Raw genomic sequence first — 24680 nt, 5'->3', positions numbered from 1 at the left:
TGCCCATAGTCCCACCCCGTGCCACAAAAAGCCCGGAATTACATACTCATTTCCCTAATTGGTTCCCAATTGAGCCTGTCTGCAGCCCTGCCCGAATTAAGTTCGATCGAGCCGATTGAATTTGATGAAGCCGCCCAACGTCTGGTCGCCCGAGGAGATGCACGTCTGGACTTCGAAGACACCCGGGTACGGGCGGACCGGATTTCCTACTATCAGGACTTCGCCCTGGCCGACGCGCTCGGCAATGTGGCCATCAACCGCGACGGCTACCGTGTGATCGCCGACCGTTTGAGTTTCGATGCGGAGGAAAGCATCCTTTCGATGGACGTCATTCGCACCGGCGAATGGCCCTTGTATGTATCTGGAGTGACTGCCGGCGGCACCCTCGACAATTCCAGCGTGCAAGGTGCGACCTTGTATTACGGAAACCCCGGATCCTACACGCTCAGTGTCGCTTCCGATGCGGTCCACTATGTGCGCGAAGAGGAACAGGCCTACCTGGAAATGGAGGGCGCCACATTCCGCGTCGGGAAAATTCCCTTCTTCTATCTGCCCAGCTACACCCACTATATAAGCGAGTCGCCCTACTTCCTCGATCTCTCGGCGGGCTACGACAACGAGTTGGGCGCCTACCTGCAAACCACCACGCTGCTCCCCGTCACCCCCTGGCTGCGCCTCGGAGCCAATCTGGACTATTACACCAAACGCGGCGTGCTCGCGGGCCCAACCGCCCAGTACGTCTACAATTCCGAACGGCAAAGTATCACTGGCTCCTTTGGTTCGGGCTACATTTCCGACCATGGTGGCCGCGGCGAGGACGTATTCGGCGATCCCATCAACGAGGACCGCGGCTTTATCCAATGGCGCCACAAGCAACAGGTCGGCGAGCGCTTCAATTTGACCGCCAGTGCCGACTACTGGTCCGACTCCGAAGCCATACGTGACTTCCGGGACGATTACTATAATGACAACCGCCAGCCGGACAGCTTCGTGGAAGCCGTCTATTCAGGAGACAACTACTACTTGTCCGCCTTCGGCCGTTTCCAGCCCAACGAGTTTCAGTTGATCAATGAGCGCCTCCCGGAAGTCCGTCTGGATCTCCTCCCCGTGCCGATCTTTGAAACCGGGGCCTATCACCGGGGCGCGGTCTCTTATGCACGTCTCCGGCAGGACCTCGAACGTTTCATTCCGACCATCCATGATGAGACCGAGTACGACCGCTTCGACCTCTCGTACCGGATCGAACGCCCCATCGCGTTCAGCGACTGGCTCACCCTCACGCCGCTGGCCGGGGCCCGCATCACCCATTATACGAACCAGGAAATCGACCCGGCAAACCCCTACTATGATCCGGAACTGGAGGACGATTTCACCCGTGACCTCTATGAAGTCGGTTTCGACCTCGAATCCCGCTTCCATGCCACCTACCCGACCTATAACAAGACCTGGAAGATCGACGGCTTGCGCCACATCCTCCGTCCGGTACTGCGTTACCGCTACTACTCGGACAGCGATGCCGACGGTAAAGTCGCCGTCATTGAAGGCACCCCCTTCGACCTGGAACGCCCGGTCCTGGACCTGAGCGACCTCCGCAATGCAGACGTCCTGACCGAAACCCACCTCGCTCGACTGGGAGTGGAAAACCTCTTCCAGACACAGGCGCAAGGCTACGGCTCGCGCACCCTGGCAGCCTTGAACTTCTACCAGGACATTCTCTTTGAAAAGGGCGTCCGCTACGACGGGGACGACCAGAACACCTTCGAGGCGACCTGGGTGGAACTCGTCCTCAGCCCGGCGCCATGGTTGAAGTTCGACCTCGCCGCACGCTTTAAGACGGAATCGCTCACCCTCGAAGAACTTCGCACCCGCACACGCCTGATCAGTGGTGAAATCTGGGAAATCGGGCTCTCCTCCGACCTGCTGAACAAGCACATCGACCAATACCGTCTGGACTATATCTACCGTGTGAACGAGCGCCTGAAGTTCCTCGCCGATGCACGCTATGATGCCGATACCGGCAAGTTCACCGAATTCGGGGTCGGCGTCCAATCCAACCTCGGCAATGCCTGGGTCATCATCTACGCGCTGACCTTCCGCAATGACGCGCAGCGTGAAAGCGATGTCGAATTCAGCATCCGCCTGAAGATGGTCGGCATCCAGTAAGGACAATATGGAAGAAGCGCTGATTCCATCCAACGACTTTTCGATCCGGCTGCCGGCCTTTGAAGGCCCGCTGGACCTGCTGCTCTTCCTGATCCGGCGCAACGAGGTCGACATCTATGATATCCCTATCGAGAAGGTCACACGTCAGTACATCGAAATCCTGGGCTCGATGGAACAGCTGGATCTGGAAATCGCGGGGGAATTCTTCGTCATGGCGGCCACCCTCATGTATATCAAGAGCCGCATGCTACTGCCCAAGCAGGAACAGGGGGTCAATGAGGACGTCGAGGACGAGGATATCGATCCCCGCTGGGAACTGGTCCAGCAGCTTCTGGAATACCGGAAGTTCAAGGAAGCCGCCTCTGATATCGAGAAGCTCATCCTCAACACCAACGACCTGATCCCGCGCATCGGACCGAAGGAAGCAGTCGAAGCCGTCGAGCGCCCGCTCAAACCGGTGGATCGGGTGGAACTCTGGAATACATTCAACCAGGTGCTGCGTCGTCTGGCCGAACGCATCCAAAAGGGCGAAATTCATGCCGAACAAGTCACGGTTGCCGACCGGATGGAATATGTTATGCTGCGTCTTCGTCACGAGAAGACCTTCCTTTTTTCACAACTTTTCGAATCCACCACCACTTTAACCACCATCGTAGCCACCTTCCTCGCCGTGCTCGAACTGACCCGCCTCGGGGAGCTCTCCATCCAGCAGGACTGCGCGTTTGCCGACATCCGCTGTGAGGCCCGCGAAAAATCTGCGCCGGTCAGCGACGACAGCGTCTGGGAAGCCGGCAATGGGGAATCCTGACAATGAGTCGACCCAAGAATGACAAAGCCCACCTGCTGGGCCTTGGCCTGGACAATAAGGACGGGCACAAGCGGATCACCCGCGCCGAACGTTTTTCAATCGTCGGCGGCTCCGAGGAGACGCACAGCCGTATAACCGAAACAGTGGTCAAAACCTTTGAAACACTGGACCGCAAGGGCAAGTCCCTCGAAAGCGTCGAAAAAAAGGAGTTGATCGACATCATCCAGCAGTCGACTCCCAAATGACGCTACTTGACAGGCGGGTTCCCGAACACATGCTGAAACTTTTATGAGTGAATCGAACGATACCCCAAAACCGGAAAATGTAACGCCCGAGACGCCGAAAGCTCCGGAGACACCCGCCGCCGCGCAGCCCAACCGCCCGTCCGTGCCGGCCAAGCCGAGCTTCAAAACCGGCATGCCCTCCGCTCCGAGCAAGCCGCAAAGCATCGGAGCCTCCGTGCCACCGCCTCCGGCCCGTCCGAAGCCCTCTTTCCAGCCCAAGGCGCCCGCCGCTCCGGCCAAGCCACAAGCCGCCAAGCCACAGGCCCCTGCCCCGGCAGCTCGCCCTGAACCGGTCGGCGGACTGCGGCCCTCCAGTGCCAGCAAAGAGTCCGGCGTCAGTGTCCCTGCCCTCGTGGTCGATGCGATTGCCGCCGCCGCCGCAGTGGTTTTTGCCGTCTTAATCCTCCAACAGGTGTTGCCTTATTTCAATTAACTCATATCCGAAAGAATATGTCCGCAAACATTACAGACCTCGACAGTAGCAATTTCGATTCGATCGTCAGCGGTGCCTCGGTGCCGGTGCTGGTTGACTTTTGGGCACCTTGGTGCGGCCCCTGCAAGGCGATCGCACCGATCCTCGAAGAGATCGCCAGCGAGATGGGCGATTCCGTGAAGGTGTGCAAGGTCAATGTCGACAACAACAGCGAGATTGCCGGCAAGTACGAGATCCGCGCGATTCCGACCATCCTCGTCTTCAAGAACGGCAGCATCGCCGACACCATCGTCGGCCTGACCTCCAAGGACGACCTGAAGGCCAAGCTGTCCTAAGGGTTAAACAAGCTTTTACAAAAAAGGCATCCGCTCCCGCGGGTGCCTTTTTTGTGTTACGGGATACGTGATACGGGATGCGAGCGATTCAGTTCACACGACACGGACGCGCGGAAGCGCGTCCCTCCATACCGTATCCCGCATCCCGAATCCCGTATCTCGGATCCCGTCGTAGGGCATCAAGCCCCACGCAAATGCGCGGCAAAGGACTGCGGCACCCCGTCGAAGGAACCGTTCGTAAAGAAAACGAACAACCCGCCTTCATCTTCGGAGTCCGCAAGACGTTTCGCTTCCTCCAAGAGTTCTGAATTCTGATCGAATGCGAGGCAGCTCATACCTTCGGCCTGCAGTGCATGGGCGATCTGCGCGGTATTCAGGCGTTCCTCGACAGGCACTTTCTCAGCGCGGTGGACCGCACCCAGCAAGACACGGTCCGCATGGAGCAGTGCGGCTTCAAATTCACGCTGAAAGAGCGAGGTGGTCGCGGTATTGCTGCGGGGCTCGAAACAAACGGTGCAACGCCGTTCCGGGTAGGCGGCCCGAAGCGCTTCGATTGCGCCGGCAACGGCGGTAGGATGATGGGCAAAGTCCTCAATCACCGTCCAGGCACCGTCCTGAAAGAGGACATCCTGCCGGCGTCGCACCCCTTGAAAGGCCGCAAGTGCGTCTAAATTGAATTCGCTCGGTGGCAGGCCGAGGCTGGTCGCGGCGGCTAGGGAAGCCATCGCCGCATTCCTCGCATTGAAGAGACCGTGTAGCGGCCAATTAACACGAGCCCAGAGCTTGCCCTGCCAATACAGTTCGAAGCGGGCGCCTTCGGGCCGGTCCTCAAAATCCCGGACCACCAGGTCATTCTGCGCCCCGGTGCCAACCCGCCAGACACGGGTCCATGGCGCGGGCAGAATGGCCTCGATGTTGGCATCATCGCCATTCACGATAAGCGTCCCCTTGCCTGGTATGATCCGGATGAAATGCCGGAAACTGCGCTGGACATCCTCAAGGTCACGGAAAATATCCGCATGGTCCATCTCCAGGTTGTTGATCACGGCCACCTGCGGCCGGTAGTGGATGAATTTACTGCGCTTGTCGAAGAAGGCCGAGTCGTACTCGTCACCCTCAATCACGAAGGCGGCCCCCTTCCCGATCTCCGAGCCGCTGGGCAAATCGTGCGGCACCCCGCCGATCAACCAACCGGGTTCGGCCTTGGCAGACTCGAGCAAATAGGCAGTCAGGGTCGAAGTCGTGGTCTTGCCGTGCGTGCCCGCAATCACGACTGGTGAACGACCGGCTAGAATAGTGTCATGCAGCAAGGCAGGCAGGGAAACGAAACTGATTTCGGACTGGTTCAACAGCCACTCGACCTCCGGATTCCCCCGGCTCATCGCATTGCCGATCACCACCTGGTCCGGCTTCAAAACCTCCAGACGCGCCGCGTCATAGCCCTCCAGCACTTCGATCCCGGCGTCCGCCAAAACGTCGCACATGGGCGGATAGACCCCTGAATCCGCGCCGATCACTTCATGTCCCTGTGCCTTGGCCAACAAGGCCGCATTTCCCATCGCAGTGCCGCAAATTCCAAGAAAGTATACCCGCATGCCTTTTCTTCGCTTGCGGAGGGCGAAAGTTCAAGCGCAAGTCACAGGAATCCTGACGCAAGGGAGGGACTGGCCAAAGGGAAGCCGCCGCTCAACGAGCGCCGCTGCCCAGCAACACGACCTTGAAGGTCCGCACCAAAATTACGATATCGAGCCAGAGTGACCAGTTCCGCACATAGTAGGGATCCCAGCGCACCATCCCCTCGTTGCCCACATCGCTTCGACCGGAGACCTGCCAGAGCCCGCTCATCCCCGGCTTGACCCGTTCACGCAAACGACGCACCCCGTCCGGCAGTTGCACGTAGTGGTATTCCGGCAAGGGACGCGGTCCGATCAGAGACATGTCCCCTTTGAGAACGTTGATGAGCTGCGGAATTTCATCCAGCGAGGTCTTGCGCAGGAAACGTCCCACTTTGGTAATCCGCGGGTCTTTTTGCAGCTTGCAGTTTGCCTCCCACTCCGCCCGCAGTTCGGGTTCCTCACGCAACTTCCGTTGCAGAACCATTTCCGCGTTCGGCACCATGGTCCTGAATTTCCATGTCTTGAAGAGGCGACTGCCCTGCCCGATCCGCTCCTGCTTGAAGATTGGATTTTGGCGGTCCTCCAGCCAGATCAAGGCACAGATCAACAAGTAAAGCGGCCCCCAGAACGGCATCGAGCACAGCGTCAACCCCAGTTCAAAACTCCGCTTCAAGACCCGCTTACTGGGATCCAGCAAGTTATTGGACAACTCCAAGCCCGGAGTGCCGCTCAGGTCGCGGGAAGTCACCCAAAGCGTCGGCGTATGAATCAAGTTCGGGATGATCATCACCCGCAGGTAACTCGACAAGCTCCCTTCCATGAGCTCCGAAATGCGTTCACCCCCGATTTTGGTCATGGCAAGGATCGCGACCGGCACGTCCTTTGCGATGGAATCGGTTCCACTACGTACGGGGATCCCTTCCAACTGTGTGCCGTGAAGCATCTTGTTGTCGTCGAAGACACATACCGGATAATAGCCTTGGCCCGGTTCTTCCTTGAGACGTTGGATAATGCTACGCCCCGCCAAACCGGCACCGTAAATCGCTACCGGAATCCCCCAGATGTGGGCCTGCAGGAGCATTCGTTTGACCAACATCCGCACGAACGGCACGATCGGCACGGTCAGCAAAAAGGAGGCCAACAGCGACACGCGTGTGTAATCGAAGCTAGAGCGCGAGAGGAAGAGCACGATCGTCATGCCGGCATAAACCGCACAGGTTAAGCCCACCTGGCGGCGCAGCGATTCAACCGGTGACATGCCCCAGGCGGGAAGCAGCTTGAAAACGAAAGCACCGATGGTCCAAAAGGATGCCAGCCAGGGAAGCCATGAAGGACTCAAAGGCTGACCAACGACCAGCCACCTGAGCATGGCGGCACACTCAAAGCCAAGGGCCAGACCGATCAGATCACCGGTCAACAACAAAAGGGAATTAACCGTGTAGCGGTTAAAGTAGCTAAAGCCAATCTTCAGCTTGGTGCTGAAATACCAGCCTGACGGTGCCGGACGCACACGTGTAGCGACTGTTGGGTTCATACTGGTTCTGCTGGTAGTGTAGATGAGAGGGCGGCGGTAACAGAACTGTAGTAGACTTAGGTAATCTTAAGTTCATTCATCATCTCTGGATCGAGAGGATCTCATATGAACGTGCATAAAATAAGGCATTCTGGTTAAACTTAGGTGTCTTATGAAAACTTGCAGATTACATGCCATCGACACGCAATGCACGATTATAACGCAAAACGAGGCGGAATGTCCGTTTATTATTCTCCGGATACCGTCCAACGGTAATAACCATTTACATTCATCAGGATAAACCCACCACCCGGCTCTAAAGGCAAGTCCCCACAGTCCAGTCCGGATTGTGCAACCGACAAAAAGGAGCCACAACTGGCATTGAGGTAAATCGTATCCGACACCGTCCCCGCATCGGGATCCACGACCAGGATTCGGTCGCCATTCCCCGCGACCGTGCTGGCCTGGAAGCCGCTGGTTTTCAAGCCGACATGCGCGAGGGAAAGATTGTAGGCCCCATCCTCGGCGATCAAGGAACCGGCGTAGACCGGCGCGATAAAATTGTAGCCGCGATACACTGGGATGCGGACCGGACCATCCACCACCACGCCCTGGATTCGGATATCAACTCGCTCTGCTGCGTCCGGGTTGGAAAGATAGAAACTGGTTCCCGGAAGGATGGCATTATCACCCACGGGAATGTGTTGGTCTCCAAAGCTTTGCACCCAGCCTTGAACGCCGGTACGGGAACCGTCCGAGAGCCAGTAGCGCTCGAAACCGCTGCCGGTGTAGAAATCAAGAAAGGCCGCCTCATTGACGCTCGGACCGGCAGTCAGCACGCCTCCCACGGCGCCGAAGAGCTCGTCGAGCGTGAAAAACGCATGCACGGAGAAGATTTCATTTCCCGCCAACTTCGACAATTCTCCGGCTTGGCCGTCCTCAAGGACTTGTACGACTTGCGCGTCGTCCGCGCTGCCGGAAACCACAAACCAACTGCCATTTTCAGCTCCGGATCCGATCAACAACAGGTAGTACAGCTCCGGGTCCAGTTCCGCGAAAGCGGATTGCGCATCAAGCAAGCTTAGGTTCTCAAGATCGATTCCGTCCAAACGCCCACGAACCACCGGGACCTTCAGATAAGGGACGCTGATCAAGCGGCTGTCCTGCCCCGGTTCGACCAGCGTCAAGACATGGGTGCCCACCGTTCCCATCTGAGTCCGTGCGCTCAGTGCCGGCAAGAGCGCGAGCGTGAGAATACCAAGGCTTGCCAATAAATGCTTTTTCATGACCTGTGTTCCTTCCTATTCTCAGTTGCTCACGACGATACGGTACTGGCGGTTACGCACCACATCCCGGGAATCCGAATCGAGCCACACCATGTCTTCGCCGGTACCGGCAAGCGTCTCGCTGGAAGCATAGGTCACCCAGCCGTCATCACTGTACTCGATCTCGTAATTTTTGCCGGACTGGCTCGACCAGCTCACGCCGATGACCGGAGCCAGCGCCAGATAGCTCGTGCTATCCGTGGGATCCGTACCGGCCAGGTATTCCTGGTAGTTGCTGGATCCGTCGCCGTCGAAGTCTTCGTCCTGACCGCCGAACTCAACATCAATGCCGCCGAAGTAACGTTCCTCCCATTCATCCGGCAGGGCATCCTCGTCGACTGCGACCTCGGACTCCGGAGCGGTGGTGGCACTGACATCCATGTAGGCGGTCGCCTCCAGTTCGAAGGTGGCACCGTCCAGATCCGTCACCAGCGCCAGGATGTGCAACTCCCCTTCGACGAAATCATCCTCGCTGACCGCCGCATTCTCGGCGGCAAAATCGAAGGGAGCAAAGCCCTCGGTATTCACCAGGACCGCCTCGCCATTCACATACTTGTAGAAATCGACCGATGCCACCTGGTCGGCCGGCTTCACCGAGATGTACACCGCACCCTCCAGTGTGACACCATCGAGCGAGTCATAGCTCGAGACGTTGTAGCTTTCCGAATAGACCAGTTCCGCCTCATTTTCGACCGTTTGCTCAACGGACAGGTCGACCCAGAACTCGGCGATATTGCCGTAGGCATTTTCCGGCGCGAGGTAGCGGTAATAGCGGTAGGCCGGCACCCCGTCCAGTTCGATAACATGCTCCCCGTAGGCCGGCGTCTCCGTCACTTCGTAGAGAGTCACGTAGCCGCTCGTGCTGCTCTCGTTGGACCCCTGGAACTTGCCGCCTTTCATCCGGTAGGCCGCATTCAACCGTGGCATGAAGCGGATCGTCAGCGGGACACCGGCCTCGCCAAAGTCGATCCCGGTGTAGACCTCCGTGCTCGTGTAGAAGTCGTAGAACGAGTCCTCATTGCCGTCGAAAGCCTTTTCGAAATTGCCGCTCGCCGACCAGGCCGGATCGAAACCGAAGATCACGAAGCCGTTCGCTTCCGCTTCACGGTAGCCGTCCGGAACCACCACCTCCTCTTCCACCACTTCGACCACATCCGATTCAGTACCGGTGCCCGTCGCCGTGCTGTCGTCCTCCGTGACCGTCTCGCCCGTCCCGGCGCTGCCGGGATCCGTTTCATCGACCACTTCGTCCGTCGCGCCGGTCTCGGACAGGTCGACCCAGAACTCGGCGATATTGCCGTAGGCATTTTCCGGCGCGAGGTAGCGGTAATAGCGGTAGGCCGGCACCCCGTCCAGTTCGATAACATGCTCCCCGTAGGCCGGCGTCTCCGTCACTTCGTAGAGGGTCACGTAGCCGCTCGTGCTGCTCTCGTTGGACCCCTGGAACTTGCCCCCTTTCATCCGGTAGGCCGCATTCAACCGTGGCATGAAGCGGATCGTCAGCGGGACACCGGCCTCGCCAAAGTCGATCCCGGTGTAGACCTCCGTGCTCGTGTAGAAGTCGTAGAACGAGTCCTCATTGCCGTCGAAAGCCTTTTCGAAATTGCCGCTCGCCGACCAGGCCGGATCGAAGCCGAAGATCACAAAGCCGTTCGCTTCCGCTTCACGGTAGCCGTCCGGAACCACCACTTCCTCTTCCACCACTTCAACCACATCCGATTCAGTACCGGTGCCGGTGGCCGTGCTGTCGTCCTCCGTGACCGTCTCGCCCGTCCCGGCGCTGCCCGAGTAGCCGTCGGAAATTCCTTCCATCTGGCCGAACATGAACAAGACACTCGGGAAGCTTGCCTGGTGCCCGCGCCAGGGCCCGCCATAGGGGCCGGCACTTCCCAGCGGACTGGTGTAGGCGATCGAACCGCTGTTCTGGCGCATGTAGCCCTTTTGGATTCGTGAATCATTCCAGTAGCGGTTGCCCATGGGGGCGAAGTAAATTTCAGAATTCCACTGGGTTCCGATCTCGATGCCGGTCTCCGAGGTATTGTCGATCCGGTACACCTCCTGGACCGCGGCACCGTCATAGTACCAGTCCTTCTTCTTCTCGATCAGGTCCAGGTGTGTCGTGACAATCATCTTCAAGGTCTTGTCCGCATCGCCGTCCCCACACTCCGTGCCGTACATCCCGTCACGGGTGGCGAATTCATACAGCGAGCTGTCTCCCGAGCGTGCCAGCGCATCCGTGATCGCGACGGCGGACTCCAGGTTGTAGCCGTTGTAGTTGAAGCCCTGCTGCACATTTCCACTCAGGTTATTCCGTTCGTACTCCCCCACCGAGCCGTCCGGAAATACGCTGAACTTGATCCATTCCTCAACATAGAGCTTCGCGCGTTCCTTCAGGAAGGCATCCTCCAGCCACACGCCGGCGAGTCCGACAAACTCCATCACTCCCGCACGCCGGTTATTGTAGAACTTGTGCACCCAAGCGATCGGGTTATGAAGCGTCCCGGAAGCGTCCTTGTAGGCATAGGTCGATCCGAAGTAGTCTTCCTTGGCGGCATATCCCAAACCGGTTTCATAGTCACGGTCGGCCCGGTTGCTGAAGACCCCGCCGGTCAACTCCTTGTGCACGGAGTATTCATAGGAGTAGGCCCAGTCCTTCACCCAGGCACGAAATTCGGCCAGTTCGCTACTGCTGAAGGAGGTCTCGACGAAATCCGCACACATGACCAGGCGAAGGATCCAGGCGGCCCCCCACCAGTTGCCGTAATCCGTCCGTTGGTACTGGGCCGGATCCATCTGCAGGTTCGAATTGCGGGCGTGCCAGAGCAGCTCGTCCTTCACCTGTCCGGCCAGCTCGCTGTCATTCATAACCAGCGAGTAAAAGGCCGCGTCCAGCATGACACGGTGATTGCGGATGTAAACCGCCGCAGACGCACCCGAACTGCTGGTTTGAATCGTGTAGCTGCTCTTCCGTTCCGCCGCCGGGTCGGCCGCAAAAGTAGCGGCACTCTCGGTCAGACGTTGCCACTCTCCGGGAATCTGCGGATCAAAGGCATCGCCACTGACGCGGTACGGACCATTGACCGTCCGCTTCTGCCATTCCTCCAAATCGGTTTGATCCCAGAGAATGCCCTGCCCTTGCAGGGCGGCAAAAGCACCGGCAAACAAGACGGCGATCAAGCATGTCCGGATACGACACATCCAATTACCTAGGTCACTGACTGATTGTGTCCACCGGCACCCTCTACGACGCGGGTCTGGGTATAAGAAATAATCGTTTAGGGAATGGTTTTTCATAAGACCCGTAGATGCCATCCGGATCCGCTTGGTAAAGGCTCTTCAATAGTCATTCGGTCTATTTACAAGCTGTTGATGCGGGACTTACGAATTGTTTACAGCGCATAGGGCGCAGCCCCCAGCATAAGATAGATTGTGTATCCGATAGTGCGCAAATCACGTATTTCTTAATACGAACCCCCAGAATCAGTAGCCCTGCACGCGGCCATTAGGGCCCCAACTGGACGCATGATGCAACAGATGACACGGTCTTGAAAGCGAAAAGGTATGGGCGTCGAAACACTCAGTCCAAAGTATCCAAAAAATCCTTCCAGATGCCATACACCGTATCGGGACTGAAGCGTGATTCGGCGTCCTCACGGGCATGCCGCCCGAAGGCCTTCCTGCGCGCGGCATCAGCAATCAACAATTTGAGACGCTCGGCAAATCCCGCGGTATCCGCAAAGGGCACCAGGTACCCGTCTTCCCCCTCGCAAACGATCTCGTTGGGACCGGAAACGATGTCGAAACTGACGATCGGCAACCCGCATACCTTGGCTTCAATCAGAACCAGTGGGAGCGCCTCGTACTCCGAGGATAAGGCATAGATAGAAGCATCCATGTATTGGGCTTCAATCGCCTTCGTTGGTGCCATCCAATCGATCGATTCGAAGACCCCAAGTTCCGTGGCCAGCGCCTGGGTGGATTCCAAAGATGGACCATCACCAATAATCTTCAGGCGCCAGTCCGGATAGTCCGAAACCACAGACTTCCAGGCTTGAACGAGAAGATCCCGCCGCTTCTGGTCATTGAAATGCCCGATACTAAGCACCGTCCTGGCATCCAGTCCGGCTGCCTGCGATGGACAAAAGGAATAGGCATTCACGATGACGTGCACCTGACGGACCCCCAGCCCACGATAGACCTGCGCTTCGTGTTGGGTCAGGACCACGACCGCACGGAGCCGAGGATAGGTCGCCTTCACCTTCGCGGCCATTTTGGCATTACGCTCGGTCACCCAGAACGGCCAGTGTTCAAATGCCACCAACCGGCCCCCAACACAGCTTGAGGCAAGTCCGACCGTCAGGTTGTTTGAAAAGGACACGACGACGTCCGATCGGTCCAGCGCCGTTGCCCGCAGGAAGCGATTCCAGTTGCGGGTCCCCAACAGTCGCTGGGCGACACGGGCAACAGGCCCCGGCAGCCGACGGGCCCATTGGCGTTCCACCGTATATTCGTGTACCGGAATCGACGCATCCAAGGCGTAAGGTCGGGATTCGCCGACCCGCAAGACCAGGATCTGCACGGGGTAGCCCATCCGGTGCAAGGCATTCGCCAGATTGACCAAGACCCGCTCCGTACCACCACCGGAGTGGATCGAAGGGGCCACCAGCAATATGTTTTTGGGCGGACTCACAGGCATCGCAGTGACCCGAGCAACTCACGGTAGATCGAAATGAATCCACGGGCGGTGTTCGCAGGCTGGAAATAGTCCCGGTCTTTTTCGTGATTCCTGCCCCCCAGGGACAGCGCATGTTCGGGATCGTCCATCACCCGGCAGAGCGCTTCCACCAAGCCGGACTGCTCCAGCGGATCGACGATATAACCGTTCACACCATCGATCACATATTCCGCCTGGCCGCCATGACGTGTTGTCACGACGGGGAGCCCGATCACCCGTGCCTCCTTGACCACATTCGGGCTGGTGTCCGCTTTCGTCGGCAGAACCAGGCAGCGCGCACCGGCGAGTTGGGCCTGCAGGGCTTTCCAGTCCAACATCCCCAGCCACTCTACATTCCCAGGCGAGTTTGCCTGCAATTGCGCACGCAAGGGTCCGTCCCCGGCCACCCGGAGCTTCCAGCCGCGCCCGTCAATGGATGCCATCGCTTCGACCAGCAGGTCGATCCCCTTGCGCCGGTCAAAGGTACCGACAAACAAGGCATAGGGCGATTCGTTATCGGGACAGTAGTGGACATCATAGAAACCACGATTCACCCCATACTCCACCTGGTACAGCTTTGCATCCGGCCGGATCTTCCGCACCTGCTCCATCCCCCATTTCGACTCAGCGGTGACCACGTCCGCGCTACGGATGAACTTCGGCTCAAATGAGGTGATAATCTTCCACTGGAAGCCCGGCGGGATCGCTCCAATCTCCTTGTAGGTCGACATCACCCCCTGCATGGAAAGAATCCCCGGGACTTTGATGTGATTGAAGACAACCGGAAAAGGACGCTCCGTCCCCCAGCAATGGACAAGGTCAGGCTGGATCTCACGCAGCGCGGCCAAGAGCCGACGACGGGAGGGCCAATAGCCCAGAAGCAGGTCGACCGTGATCTTGGTCCGTGGCAGGCGATAGAAATGCTGCCCTTCCCAGACTTCGGTTTCCGGTCCACTCTGCCGGGCTTTCAAGTCGAGGGTGACCCAATGAAATTCATACTCGTCAGTGTATTGGCAAAGTTCTTCCGCCAATTGCATCAACCATGGATTACCTTGCCCCCCGCCCCGGCCTTTCGCGCCTTCGGAAAGGAAGCTCCAGGGAAAATCGGCGAGTATTGCGATACGTTTTTTTTCAGCTGCCATTCAGTCGTTTCGTGTCAGGTAGAGTTCGAGCCGAATTTGTAAGCCAAGTACTGCCAGCCAAAAAAGGCGATGAATCGTGGATTATGCCAGGCGTAGCGGCGCCAGAGGCGACGGGGTTCCATGAACAAGCGAAACAACCATTCCAGACCGAGCTTTTGCATCAAAGGCGGGGATTGCTTGACCCGGCCGCTGTGAAAATCGAATGCTGCGCCGACACCGAGCATCGGCATGCTGATCCGTCCCTTGTGCGCGGCCATCCAGCGTTCTTGTTTCGGACAGCCGATGCCGACAAACAAGACACCCGCCCCGGAGGATTCAATTTGTTCGGTATATTCGCGGTCCTCCTCGTCAGTCAACGGACGGAACGGCGGTGAGATCGCACAGGCGACCTCGATGCCCGGTATTGTCTTGTCCAATACGGCGACAAAATCCTTCAGGCTTTCCTCGGTCCCGCCGTAGAGGGCGACCTTCACACCTTCCCGAGCGGCAGCCCGGCAGATATGCAAGGTCAGGTCGGGCCCGTAGACACGTGTCGCGTGCCCCACCCCGAGCGCCCGCAGGCTCCACACCAGAGGCACCCCGTCGGGCGTGATCAGGTCCGCGGAATTCACGACCGAACGGTATTCCTCGGAATCCCAACCTTCCATCACCACATGGACATTCGTCACACAGACATAACGCGACGAACGTGCCTTCCCCCATTCGATAACCAGTTGGGTCGCATGCTCGTAGGAAGTGGCGTGCAGGCGCTGCCCCAGCACACGCCGCTCTTCGATTTGATTCGTTTCAGCCGCCTTCATGATGCTTTCAACTTCTCCAGTACAGGATCCAGAAGAGCATCCAGTGCGTCGATATCGACTGTGACATGCACCTTTTGCCCCTCTTTGCCGTCTTTCGCGCGAACCGGACTGGGGCAAAGCATGTGGGAGTAACCGAGTCCCACATTAAAGGCCAGATCCGCATAGGTGGTCAGTACGAACTGCTCCGGGAACAGCTCGACAAAATGGGCGCTTTCCGGACAGAACATGATGTTTGCCAGGCCCGCCCCGTGTACGGAGACAACAACCTGTGCCCCCGCAAAGAGCGCAATCTTGTCGAGAAAGGGCAAGGATGCCATTTCGAAGGATCTAAAACCGCGCTCGGCCAGATGTGCCACGAGGGCGTCCTCATTCAGCACATTCCGCATACTCGAATCGCTGCGACGCACATAGACCAGCGGCGCTTCGAAATCCCTCAGCTTCCGGGCCTTGAGAAATGCTTCGCGGTGAAAATCCGTCACCCATTTCGGGATGATCACGGAGTCGCCCCGCGGCGCCGTCGAGGTGATGAGCCGGTCGGCCGTAAAGTGATGATGCTCGGCATCGGTAATCAGCTGGGATCGGTCGATGCCCAAATACTTCAAACTGTCCGCCTGGAAATCGTACCGGGGCTCGGGCACCAGAAACCGGTCGACCGAGTCGTACAGCCCGCTGAGTCGAAGCAGGTGCAGACGCGAGAGCGAATCGATCAACCAGTGCGCGTAGTTATTGGCGCCTCCACCACCGGTCAACAGCGAGAAAACCGTCCCCTCGCAGTGCTTTGGGTTCGGAAAATTCGAGAGTTGGAAGACCTTGTTCAGTTCCGGCGAAACGACGCGCCCCATCGCATAATTGAAGGACATGTCGCCGAGTAAGCGGTTGTCGCTGGAGATGACCGCCACTGTCGCCTCGTTCGGATTGAAGATCCGGCCGTTTGTAATCTCCGCCACGCGATAATCGACACTGACCGATCGCTCCGCGGGCTTGCCAAAAGGCGACAAACGTTCGTAGAGCGCATCCGGGATATCCAGGGAATTGATCACACCGGACAGGACCGGGTGGTAAGTCACCCCCTCGGGCGGATTGCTCGCACCGGCGATGCCCGTCGGCCTCAAGGCCGTGTTCTTCGGCACATAGCGCGAAACAAAACGGGTCCTCGCCTGATTCAGTTTTTTTGAGAGCTTGCTCACCTTGAAACAGGAATAGTTTCCGGATTTAAGCGATGATCGCGCGATAGGCGGATTCGACAGAGCCCGACAGTTCCGGTTTGAGATCAGACCAGGCAATCGCGGCATCTTTCGGCACGTCTTTGGCCAGCGTACGCCCTTTCGACAAAGCCACGGGCAGAAGGCCATCGCTTTGAACAATAGAATGGTTTTCGCATTCGCCATAAACCGCGAATCCCCCGATTCCGTCGAGGGTATCCCCCGCCTTCAAATCCTGCTTCGCCGTGGCAATCACCTCGACGGAAAGTGAATCGAGGGCATCCAGTGTCCCGTCCTGGAAATCAACCAGCCGCGCAATCGAGGACGGCAGTTCGAAGAACAGGAGATGGTAAGGAATGTAGAAGCTGTACAGGGGCCCATCGCCCAATTTTCCATAGTTGAGGAAACGCGCGGAGACCGGATCGTCGGTCGAGGCAAAAACAAAGACACCGGGACCGGGCTTGCCCCCGATCACCATTTCGACAATTCCGCCGTTCGCCTGTAGGTCATCAAAATCGTAACGACCGGTGAGATCATCCACATGGCCCGTGTAGTCGATGGAGATCATGCCCCGTTTCGCCACGCGGAAGCCGGTGGCGTTGGCGATACAGGCTTGCTCCAGGGAGACCTTGGTACCGTCCGCAAAACTCGTGACCATGTCGACACTCATGCCGGATTTCTCGGCAAAGCCCTTTTGGGTCTCCGGTGTTCGGTAGTGGTCCAGCATCCCTTTGATGTTGCCCAGTACCTGTGGCTTGAAGCCCATACCCTGGACAAAGCGCATCAGGTTTAGCGTCACCCCCGGCTGGTCCCCGTCGCCGAGGGTGTAACGCACCCCTGCCTCGCGCGCCTTAAGCTGCAGGTAAGGACCCACCGTCGCATCGAGCTCCGCGTTGAAGGAGACAACAGATTTGCCCGCGGCAAAGGACTGTATGATCAGGTCGAAGGAGAACTGGATCGTGCCCGTCATCTCCACGACGACGTCAATTCTCCCGGCTCCGAGAATGACCCCCGGATCATCCGTCACGCTAGCGGTCCCCGAGCCGATACAATCGTCCAGCGAATTGGCGCTCGTGAGGACCGATACTTCGGAGACCCCGGCGGTTTGGTAGGCGCGTTGCGCTTTTTCCAAAGTACGGTTGTAGACGCAGGCTACCCGCATGCCCGGAACGTAGCGTTCGATCTGGTTGATCAGGCCGGCGGACATCTCACCGGCACCGATGATGCCGACTTGGATCGGATTCCCCTGCGCTTCGCGCTCTTTTAGTTTTGTGTCGACGATAATCATGGTAGTGTATCTCAGGTAGTTAGGCGCCGGACTTCGAGTCCTGCGGGGAGAAAAGCGGCCAGGACCGGTCTTTGTCGGAAATGACCTTTGCTTCCATGGGCCAGTTGATCTTGAAAAACGGGTCGTCATGGCGAAGTCCGTCTTCCAGCTCCCCCGCGTAGTATTCACTGACCAGATACTCGACTTCGCTGTCCGGCTCCAAAGTCATGAAGCCGTGGGCACAACCTCTGGGTACGAAGACCATCTGCAGGTCACCTGCCTTCAATTCGATGCCGAAATGCTGCAGGTAGCTGGGCGAGTCGGGCCGAAGGTCCAACATGACGTCGTACACCGAACCGTTGATGCAGCGAAAGAGCTTCGTCTCTTCTGCCGGCGCTTTCTGGTAGTGCAGCCCACGCATGGTCCCGGCGTCGGCGCTGCGCGAGTAGTTCACTTGCGCCACATCGGCGATAATGCCGTGCGCCTCCAACTCCTTGCGGCAAAAGACACGCGCAAAAAACCCTCGGGCGTCGCCCCGTGGTTCCATCGTGACCAGCCAGGCATCCTTGATTGGTAATTCCTTAAACTTCATTACGGTGGTAGGCTTGGGTGTATGCGGCGATGTGGCCTTGAGTCACATCGCTCGCGCTGGAGGGATCTTCATGTGCCATGCGGTACCATTCGACCGTATGGGCCACGCCTTCGTCAAAGTCCCAAACGGGCTTCCAGTTCAATAGGCGCTCAGCCTTGCCGATGGCCAAATTCAAAAGCTTCGCTTCGTGAGGCGCGTCGCCGCCCGAGCTGTCCTTCCACTCCCCCTTCCAGCAGGCAACCACTTTTTCCACCAGGTCGCGGACCGGTCGGTTCGATTCCGGATCGGGGCCGAAGTTGAAGCCGGAGCACACTTGCTGACGATGTTCCAGCGTGTCGGCCTGCTCGAGTTCGATGCCTAGTTTCAGATATCCGCCCAAGGGCTCGAGGACGTGTTGCCAGGGACGCGTGGCATTGGGATTGCGCACATGTATCGGCTCGTCCTTCGCGATCGCACGGATGCAGTCCGGAACAATGCGGTCATCGGCCCAGTCACCGCCGCCGATCACGTTGCCCGCCCTTGCCGACGCCACCGAGACCCCGTGCTTGCGCCCATATTCCTCCGGAGGGAAAAAGGACCTGCGATAGGACGAAATCGCAAGCTCGGTTGCGCCCTTGCTCGCACTGTAGGGATCGTGCCCGCCCATCGGGTCGCTTTCCGCATAGGGCTGGGTACGCTCCAGGTTCTCATAGCATTTGTCGGTCGTGATCATGACGGCCTCACACTGTTTCTCCAGACGGCGGATTGCCTCCAAGACATGGATGGTACCCATGACATTCGCTTCGAAGGTCTCCACCGGAGTTTCGTAGGACTGCCGTACCAGCGGCTGTGCCGCCAGATGGAAAACCTTGTCAGGCTGCGTCTCCGCGACAAGCTTCGCCATGGAGTCCGCATCCCGGATATCAACGATGTGATGCTCAACCCGGCGCTTTAAACGCAGTTGGTTGAACAAGGACGGCGTCGTATTCGGCAAAAGGCTCACTCCGATGACGATGGCCCCGAGAGAGAGCAGCCATTCTGCCATCCATGCCCCTTTGAACCCGGTATGCCCGGTGAGTAGAATTCGTTTTCCTCGATAATGTTCTTCAAAATCAGACATGAAATCTTAAACTATGCCGTGGCACTTTCGGGTACGGGTAGTGTGAATCCGATTCCTTCATAACGCGGCACACTGCTCCGGGCGATCATGCGCCTGCCATCGACCAGCAGGGGCGTCATCGGCATTGCGGCAATCAACTCCGGCAGTGACTTGAATTGCGGCCATGAAGTCATGAGTAAGATGACTTCGGCGCCCTCGACGCAGGCTTCCACGGTCTCCGCATAAGCGATGGTCCCCTCTCCAAGAGCCTTTTCGGTCTCTTCCTGCGCGATCGGATCGAAGGCTATGATATCGGCCTGATGCGCCAGCAGGTCGCGAATCACCGCGATCGAAGCAGACTCGCGGATGTCATCGGTCCCCGGTTTGAACGCAAGCCCCAGCACCGCCACCCGCACCCCAGCCAGAGAGGCGAAATGCTTGAGCGCAAGTTCCACCATACGCTGCGGCTGGGCCAGATTCGTCTGTATCACGGAATCCAGTATCGACATCGACTGCCCGCGGTCCTGGCCGTAGCGGATCAATGCCTTCACGTCTTTGGGGAAGCAGCTTCCGCCGAAGCCGCAACCGGAGGCCAGGTATGTCAGCGACGAAGGAAAGACCCGCTGGCCGGATTCAAGAATCGGAGCGAAACGCTTGTCCAGATGCACCCCTTGCATGACTTCGACAGTATCGACATTTTCCAGGGCGGCACAGAGGTTGCCGATTTCATTGGAAAATGAGATCAAGGTCGCAAGCAGTGAATTCGCGGTGTACTTGATCATCTCGGCCGTTCTGGGACTCGTCCGAAGCTTGTCCGTGTCGGGGAAAACCGAATACACTTCGTCAAGCACGGCAATGGTGCGCGCATCGATGCCGCCCAGCACGATGCGGTCCGGCTCCATGAAGTCCTTGATCGCCTCCCCTTCCTTGAGGAATTCGGGGTTCATGCCCACGCCGAAATCCGTGCCGGCTTTTTTGCCCGAGGCCGCTTCAAGGATGGGCAGTACCACATCCTCGGTCGTCCCCGGAACGACCGTGCTCTTCACGATGACCGTGTGATACGTCGGCTTGTCTCGGAGCACTTCGCCGAGCTGCTGCGCCACTTGCTTGATATATTTCAAGTCGATACGCTCCCCGTCGAAAGGTGTGCCCACCGCGATCAGAGAGAGCTCGCTGTCCATCACCGCGCCGGTGAAATCCGTGGTTGCCTGGATCCGGGTTCCGACGTGCTCCTTGAGCAGGGACTCCAGGCCTTCTTCGTAAATCGGAGGGTCCCCGGCGTTGATCCGGTCCACCTTTTCCTGAATGACGTCGATGCATGTGACCTCATGTCCCTTCGAAGCCAGGCAGACGCCTGACACCAAGCCTACGTAACCGGTTCCTACCACTGATATTTTCATTACGCTTCTTCTGCCTCGCTATTGTCGTTGTACCAAATGAGTGCCCGCCGCAGTCCTTCGTCCGGACCGATCTTCGGGTCATACCCCAGTTCATCCCTCGCCTTGTCGATCACCGGACAACGACGATTCGGGTTGTCGACCAGGTAAGCGCTATCCGAACTGTCTTGCTTCACGACCTGACCGGTATAGCCGAAGAGCTCCTTTGAGAGGGCGACCACGCGGTCGGCCAGCTCCGCCATCGAAATCTCGGGCTGTTCGATGCCGATGTTGTAGGACTCGCCGTCCCGGCCAACCAGCAGGATCTTGAAGTAGCCGACGATTGCATCCGCGATATAGCAGAAAGTCCGGGTCGGCTTGCCGTCCGACAGCATGATAATGTCTCGCCCCGCCAACACGTCGCGCGCGAAGTCGGGCAAGACCCGCTTGTCCGTGATCTTCAGTCCGGGACCATAGTTGTTAAACGGCCGGGCGATCCGGACAGGGACCCCGTGCTGCTGGGCGAAATTCACGCAGAGGGTCTCGCCGTAGCGCTTCGATTCGTCGTAACAGGCCCGTGGCCCCGTACAGGACACATTCCCGCGGTAGCTCTCGGGTGTCGGGATATTCTCCGGTGATGGGTCGCCGTAGATCTCACTGGTGGAGTAGTACAGAAGACCGGAAACCGGCGTTCCGGCGTCCTTCATCTGCATGCAGTAATCCAGTATCAGTCGCAGGCCGTTCACATTCGCATCCATCGTCTCGATCGGATACTTGCGGTAGAAGGTCGGTGACGCGATCGAGGCCGCATGGATGATATAGTCGAAGGCCCCCATGCCCTCGGGCAGTGGATGCGTAATGTCATGCTTGACCAGCGTCAGCGTGGCATCTCCCTCCAGGGCAGTCAGCCAGTCCGGCACCCCGCGGATGAAATTGTCATAGACTGTCAATTCGACCGCCGAGCCGGCGGGGAGCTTGGTATTCAAATGCAGGATCGACTGAACCAGGTAGTACCCCAGAAAGCCGGCCCCGCCGATGAGCAAGAGCTTTTTGCCTTCCAGTAACTTGAATTCTTTCTCGAGCTCACGACAGATGAATTCGAGATCCTCTTGGACGATGTCCGTAGCAGATGGGAGTGTATTCATTCTATTAGTCTATAATTCAGCTCCAGACCTTCCATGGGGCCTTGCCGGACTCCCATAAGTCTTCAAGAACCATTTTATCGCGTAAGGTATCCATCGGTTGCCAGAAGCCGGCGTGACGGAAAGCCGCCATCTTCCCCTCATGGGCAAGCCGCGCCAAGGGGTCCTTTTCCCATGGCATGTCGTCGGACGGGATGTAGTCCAGAACCTCAGGCTCCAGCACGAAAAAGCCCCCGTTGATCCATGCGCCGTCCCCCTGCGGTTTCTCCACGAACTCAGGCACCTTGGTGTCGTCCGGGTGCAAGGTGAAGGCACCAAAACGTCCCGGCGGCTTGATCGCCGTCATCGTCCCGAGAAGGCCTTGCTCCTGATGGTAGCGGATCGAGTCGCTGATGTTCACATCGGATACGCCGTCCCCGTAGGTCATGCAAAAGGTCTCGCCGCCAAGATAATCACGCACCCGTCGCATACGGCCACCGGTCATGCTGTCGACGCCGGTGTCCACACAGGTGACCCGCCAGGGCTCCGCCTTGCTGTTGTGGACCTCCAGGCTGTTGTTGGCCAGATCGAAGGTCACATCGGCCGAGTGCAGGAATAGATTGGAGAAGTATTCCTTGATCACATGCCCCTTGTAGCCACAGGCCACAATAAAGTCGGTGATGCCGTGATGGGCGTAGATTTTCATGATGTGCCAGATGATCGGCTGGGGGCCGATACTGACCATCGGTTTGGGCCTGACGGCACTTTCTTCACTGATGCGGGTACCATACCCACCGGCTAGTATGAGTGCTTTCATGTATGTAGGTTTAACTTGGTAGGAAGAGAGGAAAGGCTGTTCTAGCTATCACCAGCAAATACAAAGCCAAACGGTAATGAGAAACATATTCCTAATCATAATCAAAATTTAACATTCCACAGCCCCCCGACGGCTCGCAATCTCCAGGAGGCTGTTATTCAGGTAGTTCCGCGATATATCCAAAGCGTGTTTCATGCTGTCCCCCAGGTCGATCTTGCACTCAACATTACAAAGAGACGGCTCCCGATGCAAATCAGAAACGTCGCGGATCAATCGCGCACCTAAGCCGGCCATCGAGAGCAGACTTTCCATTCGCGCGTTGCGGCTGCTGTGGCCGATAGTAAGAAATGGAACCCCGAACAGCATCGAAAAGACCGTGGCGTGAAAGGAATTGCTGAGGACAAAGCGTGCATTCCGGATCAGGCCGAGAAACTCCGCGGGGCCCGAATCAATCGCGATGCGTGTCTTGCGCCCGAGCATGAAACTGCCGCCCTTCCCTGCGATCACGATCCGGACTTTCAGGGTATCGGACAGGTAACGTATGATCGCGTTCGTGCGGGCGTTCATTTCCAGCGCATAGAATAAAAGATAGGGTTCCTGCAGCAATGGCGGTGCGGCCAGTTCACCCCAACCTTCGCCATCGAGGAAAAACGCGGGGTCCAGTACCTGCGGCACACTCCGTCCGGCCAACTCTTGAATAAAGTCCACACCCGAGGATTCACGCGCCGACAGATACTGGAAACGCTGAATCCAGTCGGCCAGGTGCTCCGGCGCACTGGACGCTTCGAAGGTCTTGCCAAAACTGGGCGCATAGGCGATCGCAGGACGATCCGTTGGCAGAAAGCGCAGGAAATAAACCGGCGAGGCGCCCTCGCTGAAATTCCAGATCTGGTCGCTGCCACAGACGTATGCGTCATATTCCGTCGGCCCTGCTTCCAACTCCGCCACCGTGTGATACCGGGGGCTGAGCCGGAGCTGGTTTTGCTGAAAGCTTTCAAAGCGCTCGAAGCGCCGTTTGAGCAATCCGGAAAACAGAAGGTAGCCCGACTTCGCGACCAGGTCCTTCGGCGATTTGAGCGGCCGCTTGTATCGGTTCTTCGCTTCCAGTTGATGCGAATAGTAATGAATGAATTCGACCTCATGGCCATGTGCCTCCAATTCGCGCTGCAGGCCGTAAGCTTGCAGCACGGCTCCGTAGTTATGGGCGGAGTGGAAGGTTAAGACACCGATTTTCATGGCTCGCGATTTCGAAACGGGTACTTCAGTCATCATCTTCCCAGAAGAATGCGTGCGTAGGGCGCAACAAAGTGACGCAGCCAATTGCCCTTTTGTGTACGCCTTGCGAAAGCCAGATGATCCCGCCATGGCAAGCCCTTGGGTGAATTTAATTTCTTCAGTCGCTGCAAGCGCCCCAGTTTCGCATCCTGCCAAGTGTTTTCATTGGAATTGGGACGGCAGATGCCGACGACCTTTGACGATTGAAGGACGTCGATACCGCAACGTGTGGCCTGGATCCCATAATCGAAGTCTGCAAAGCTATGTGTGTATCCGGAATAAAGGCTGCCCAGACGCTCTCGAACAACTCTCGGAATCAAGACACAATTCCCGTTGAAGGTATCACACTTCACCGGTGTTTCCTTCAGGGGCGCAGGTCCTTTGGGGTGGCTTCGCAAACGTCCACCGTAGGACAGCTCCCCGCTGTCAGGATCTGATATCGCACCGACGGCGATCACCGGACAGTCCGCAGCAGGCGCCAACTGTAGCAGTTCGCGGATCGCGCCGGGATGGAGCGTCGTGTCATCATTAAGCATCAAGAGATAGTCCGGATTGGCCGATTCCGCCTGTTCCCAGGCCTTGCACATCCCCCCGCACCAGAACAACGAGCCGTCGCCTTCAAGCACTTGTGCCTTCGAAAAGGCTGCCCGTATCGCATCCCCCGTGCCGTCCGAGCTTCCGTCATCCACCAGGACCACATCGAGCCTCACGCCCTCAGGCAACTCCTGGTCGAAGAAGGCCTGAAGGCAGGCGAGTGTCAGCATCTTGCGGTTGAAGCAAGTAAGCATGGCGGTGATCTGTATCGGTTTGGATGACATG

21 protein-coding genes are annotated in these 24680 nt (G+C 57.8%); 5 read left to right on the top strand and 16 right to left on the bottom strand.

What is annotated here, in order from left to right; genetic code table 11:
• The first annotated feature begins 18 nt into the window (after positions 1–18).
• From O2597_RS06470 to trxA, 5 genes are read left to right on the top strand one after another with little or no spacing between them, the layout of a single operon-like run.
• Positions 19–2163, top strand: coding sequence for an LPS-assembly protein LptD (locus tag O2597_RS06470; RefSeq protein ID WP_269523447.1), 2145 nt, complete (start codon positions 19–21; stop codon positions 2161–2163).
• Between the two features lie 7 nt (positions 2164–2170).
• Positions 2171–2971, top strand: a complete 801-nt coding sequence (locus O2597_RS06465; protein WP_269523446.1) for a segregation and condensation protein A — start codon at positions 2171–2173, stop codon at positions 2969–2971.
• Between the two features lie 2 nt (positions 2972–2973).
• The gene (locus O2597_RS06460; RefSeq protein WP_269523445.1) at positions 2974–3216 is read left to right on the top strand and encodes a hypothetical protein; all 243 of its coding nucleotides are present in this window, start codon (positions 2974–2976) and stop codon (positions 3214–3216) included.
• Positions 3217–3259: 43 nt separating this feature from the next.
• Entirely contained in the window at positions 3260–3688 is a 429-nt protein-coding gene (locus O2597_RS06455) for a hypothetical protein (RefSeq protein WP_269523444.1), read from the top strand.
• Between the two features lie 17 nt (positions 3689–3705).
• A complete protein-coding gene (gene trxA, locus O2597_RS06450) occupies positions 3706–4023 on the top strand; it encodes a thioredoxin (RefSeq protein WP_269523443.1) in 318 nt (105 codons plus the stop codon).
• 179 nt (positions 4024–4202) lie between these two features.
• On the opposite strand, the gene O2597_RS06445 is transcribed toward trxA, so the two are convergent.
• The 16 genes from O2597_RS06445 to O2597_RS06370 all read right to left on the bottom strand — a co-directional run bounded on the left by O2597_RS06445 (position 4203) and on the right by O2597_RS06370 (position 24679).
• Positions 4203–5618 (bottom strand): UDP-N-acetylmuramate--L-alanine ligase, encoded by a 1416-nt coding sequence (locus tag O2597_RS06445; RefSeq protein ID WP_269523442.1) that lies wholly within the window; start codon positions 5616–5618, stop codon positions 4203–4205.
• Between the two features lie 91 nt (positions 5619–5709).
• The gene (wbaP, locus tag O2597_RS06440; protein WP_269523441.1) at positions 5710–7173 is read right to left on the bottom strand and encodes an undecaprenyl-phosphate galactose phosphotransferase WbaP; all 1464 of its coding nucleotides are present in this window, start codon (positions 7171–7173) and stop codon (positions 5710–5712) included.
• A 227-nt stretch (positions 7174–7400) separates the two neighbouring features.
• On the bottom strand, positions 7401–8438 hold the full coding sequence (locus O2597_RS06435; protein WP_269523440.1) for a hypothetical protein: 1038 nt from the start codon (positions 8436–8438) through the stop codon (positions 7401–7403).
• Between the two features lie 21 nt (positions 8439–8459).
• Positions 8460–11675 carry a hypothetical protein gene (locus O2597_RS06430; RefSeq protein ID WP_269523439.1) on the bottom strand — a complete coding sequence of 1072 codons (3216 nt, stop codon included), beginning with the start codon at positions 11673–11675 and terminating at the stop codon, positions 8460–8462.
• 379 nt (positions 11676–12054) lie between these two features.
• Entirely contained in the window at positions 12055–13167 is a 1113-nt protein-coding gene (locus tag O2597_RS06425; RefSeq protein ID WP_269523438.1) for a glycosyltransferase family 4 protein, read from the bottom strand.
• Positions 13164–14333 (bottom strand): glycosyltransferase family 4 protein, encoded by a 1170-nt coding sequence (locus O2597_RS06420; RefSeq protein WP_269523437.1) that lies wholly within the window; start codon positions 14331–14333, stop codon positions 13164–13166. The genes O2597_RS06425 and O2597_RS06420 overlap by 4 nt, the downstream gene beginning before the upstream one ends.
• Positions 14334–14347: 14 nt before the next feature.
• The gene (locus tag O2597_RS06415) at positions 14348–15133 is read right to left on the bottom strand and encodes a WecB/TagA/CpsF family glycosyltransferase (RefSeq protein WP_269523436.1); all 786 of its coding nucleotides are present in this window, start codon (positions 15131–15133) and stop codon (positions 14348–14350) included.
• A complete protein-coding gene (locus O2597_RS06410) occupies positions 15130–16320 on the bottom strand; it encodes a glycosyltransferase family 61 protein (protein WP_269523435.1) in 1191 nt (396 codons plus the stop codon). The genes O2597_RS06415 and O2597_RS06410 overlap by 4 nt, the downstream gene beginning before the upstream one ends.
• A 25-nt stretch (positions 16321–16345) precedes the next feature.
• Positions 16346–17623 (bottom strand): NAD(P)H-dependent oxidoreductase, encoded by a 1278-nt coding sequence (locus O2597_RS06405; RefSeq protein WP_269523434.1) that lies wholly within the window; start codon positions 17621–17623, stop codon positions 16346–16348.
• A 19-nt stretch (positions 17624–17642) separates the two neighbouring features.
• Positions 17643–18194: a dTDP-4-dehydrorhamnose 3,5-epimerase family protein gene (locus O2597_RS06400; RefSeq protein ID WP_269523433.1), complete on the bottom strand. Its 552-nt coding sequence runs from the start codon at positions 18192–18194 to the stop codon at positions 17643–17645.
• Entirely contained in the window at positions 18184–19293 is a 1110-nt protein-coding gene (gene rfbG, locus O2597_RS06395; protein WP_269523432.1) for a CDP-glucose 4,6-dehydratase, read from the bottom strand. Before rfbG ends, O2597_RS06400 begins: the two co-directional genes overlap by 11 nt.
• 11 nt (positions 19294–19304) lie before the next feature.
• Positions 19305–20672, bottom strand: coding sequence for a UDP-glucose dehydrogenase family protein (locus O2597_RS06390; protein WP_269523431.1), 1368 nt, complete (start codon positions 20670–20672; stop codon positions 19305–19307).
• Entirely contained in the window at positions 20672–21793 is a 1122-nt protein-coding gene (locus O2597_RS06385; protein ID WP_269523430.1) for an NAD-dependent epimerase/dehydratase family protein, read from the bottom strand. Before O2597_RS06385 ends, O2597_RS06390 begins: the two co-directional genes overlap by 1 nt.
• Before the next feature lie 16 nt (positions 21794–21809).
• Positions 21810–22586 (bottom strand): glucose-1-phosphate cytidylyltransferase, encoded by a 777-nt coding sequence (rfbF, locus tag O2597_RS06380; protein WP_269523429.1) that lies wholly within the window; start codon positions 22584–22586, stop codon positions 21810–21812.
• Between the two features lie 108 nt (positions 22587–22694).
• Entirely contained in the window at positions 22695–23858 is a 1164-nt protein-coding gene (locus O2597_RS06375) for a polysaccharide pyruvyl transferase family protein (protein WP_269523428.1), read from the bottom strand.
• Positions 23855–24679, bottom strand: a complete 825-nt coding sequence (locus O2597_RS06370; RefSeq protein WP_269523427.1) for a glycosyltransferase family 2 protein — start codon at positions 24677–24679, stop codon at positions 23855–23857. Before O2597_RS06370 ends, O2597_RS06375 begins: the two co-directional genes overlap by 4 nt.
• Position 24680 lies beyond the last annotated feature (1 nt).

Source organism: Coraliomargarita parva (assembly GCF_027257905.1).
Taxonomy (GTDB): domain Bacteria; phylum Verrucomicrobiota; class Verrucomicrobiia; order Opitutales; family Coraliomargaritaceae; genus Coraliomargarita_A; species Coraliomargarita_A parva.
This window is presented reverse-complemented; position numbering and strand designations above follow the sequence as displayed.

Coding starts and splice junctions, on each gene's coding strand:
- O2597_RS06420 (WP_269523437.1), bottom strand. CDS start 14,333: ATGGCAGCTGAAAAAAAACGTATCGCAATACTCGCCGATTTTCCCTGG.
- O2597_RS06445 (WP_269523442.1), bottom strand. CDS start 5,618: ATGCGGGTATACTTTCTTGGAATTTGCGGCACTGCGATGGGAAATGCG.
- O2597_RS06455 (WP_269523444.1), top strand. CDS start 3,260: ATGAGTGAATCGAACGATACCCCAAAACCGGAAAATGTAACGCCCGAG.
- O2597_RS06370 (WP_269523427.1), bottom strand. CDS start 24,679: ATGTCATCCAAACCGATACAGATCACCGCCATGCTTACTTGCTTCAAC.
- O2597_RS06385 (WP_269523430.1), bottom strand. CDS start 21,793: ATGAATACACTCCCATCTGCTACGGACATCGTCCAAGAGGATCTCGAA.
- O2597_RS06435 (WP_269523440.1), bottom strand. CDS start 8,438: ATGAAAAAGCATTTATTGGCAAGCCTTGGTATTCTCACGCTCGCGCTC.
- wbaP (WP_269523441.1), bottom strand. CDS start 7,173: ATGAACCCAACAGTCGCTACACGTGTGCGTCCGGCACCGTCAGGCTGG.
- O2597_RS06400 (WP_269523433.1), bottom strand. CDS start 18,194: ATGAAGTTTAAGGAATTACCAATCAAGGATGCCTGGCTGGTCACGATG.
- O2597_RS06460 (WP_269523445.1), top strand. CDS start 2,974: ATGAGTCGACCCAAGAATGACAAAGCCCACCTGCTGGGCCTTGGCCTG.
- O2597_RS06465 (WP_269523446.1), top strand. CDS start 2,171: ATGGAAGAAGCGCTGATTCCATCCAACGACTTTTCGATCCGGCTGCCG.
- rfbF (WP_269523429.1), bottom strand. CDS start 22,586: ATGAAAGCACTCATACTAGCCGGTGGGTATGGTACCCGCATCAGTGAA.
- O2597_RS06415 (WP_269523436.1), bottom strand. CDS start 15,133: ATGAAGGCGGCTGAAACGAATCAAATCGAAGAGCGGCGTGTGCTGGGG.
- rfbG (WP_269523432.1), bottom strand. CDS start 19,293: ATGTCTGATTTTGAAGAACATTATCGAGGAAAACGAATTCTACTCACC.
- trxA (WP_269523443.1), top strand. CDS start 3,706: ATGTCCGCAAACATTACAGACCTCGACAGTAGCAATTTCGATTCGATC.
- O2597_RS06430 (WP_269523439.1), bottom strand. CDS start 11,675: ATGTGTCGTATCCGGACATGCTTGATCGCCGTCTTGTTTGCCGGTGCT.
- O2597_RS06375 (WP_269523428.1), bottom strand. CDS start 23,858: ATGATGACTGAAGTACCCGTTTCGAAATCGCGAGCCATGAAAATCGGT.
- O2597_RS06405 (WP_269523434.1), bottom strand. CDS start 17,623: ATGATTATCGTCGACACAAAACTAAAAGAGCGCGAAGCGCAGGGGAAT.
- O2597_RS06390 (WP_269523431.1), bottom strand. CDS start 20,672: ATGAAAATATCAGTGGTAGGAACCGGTTACGTAGGCTTGGTGTCAGGC.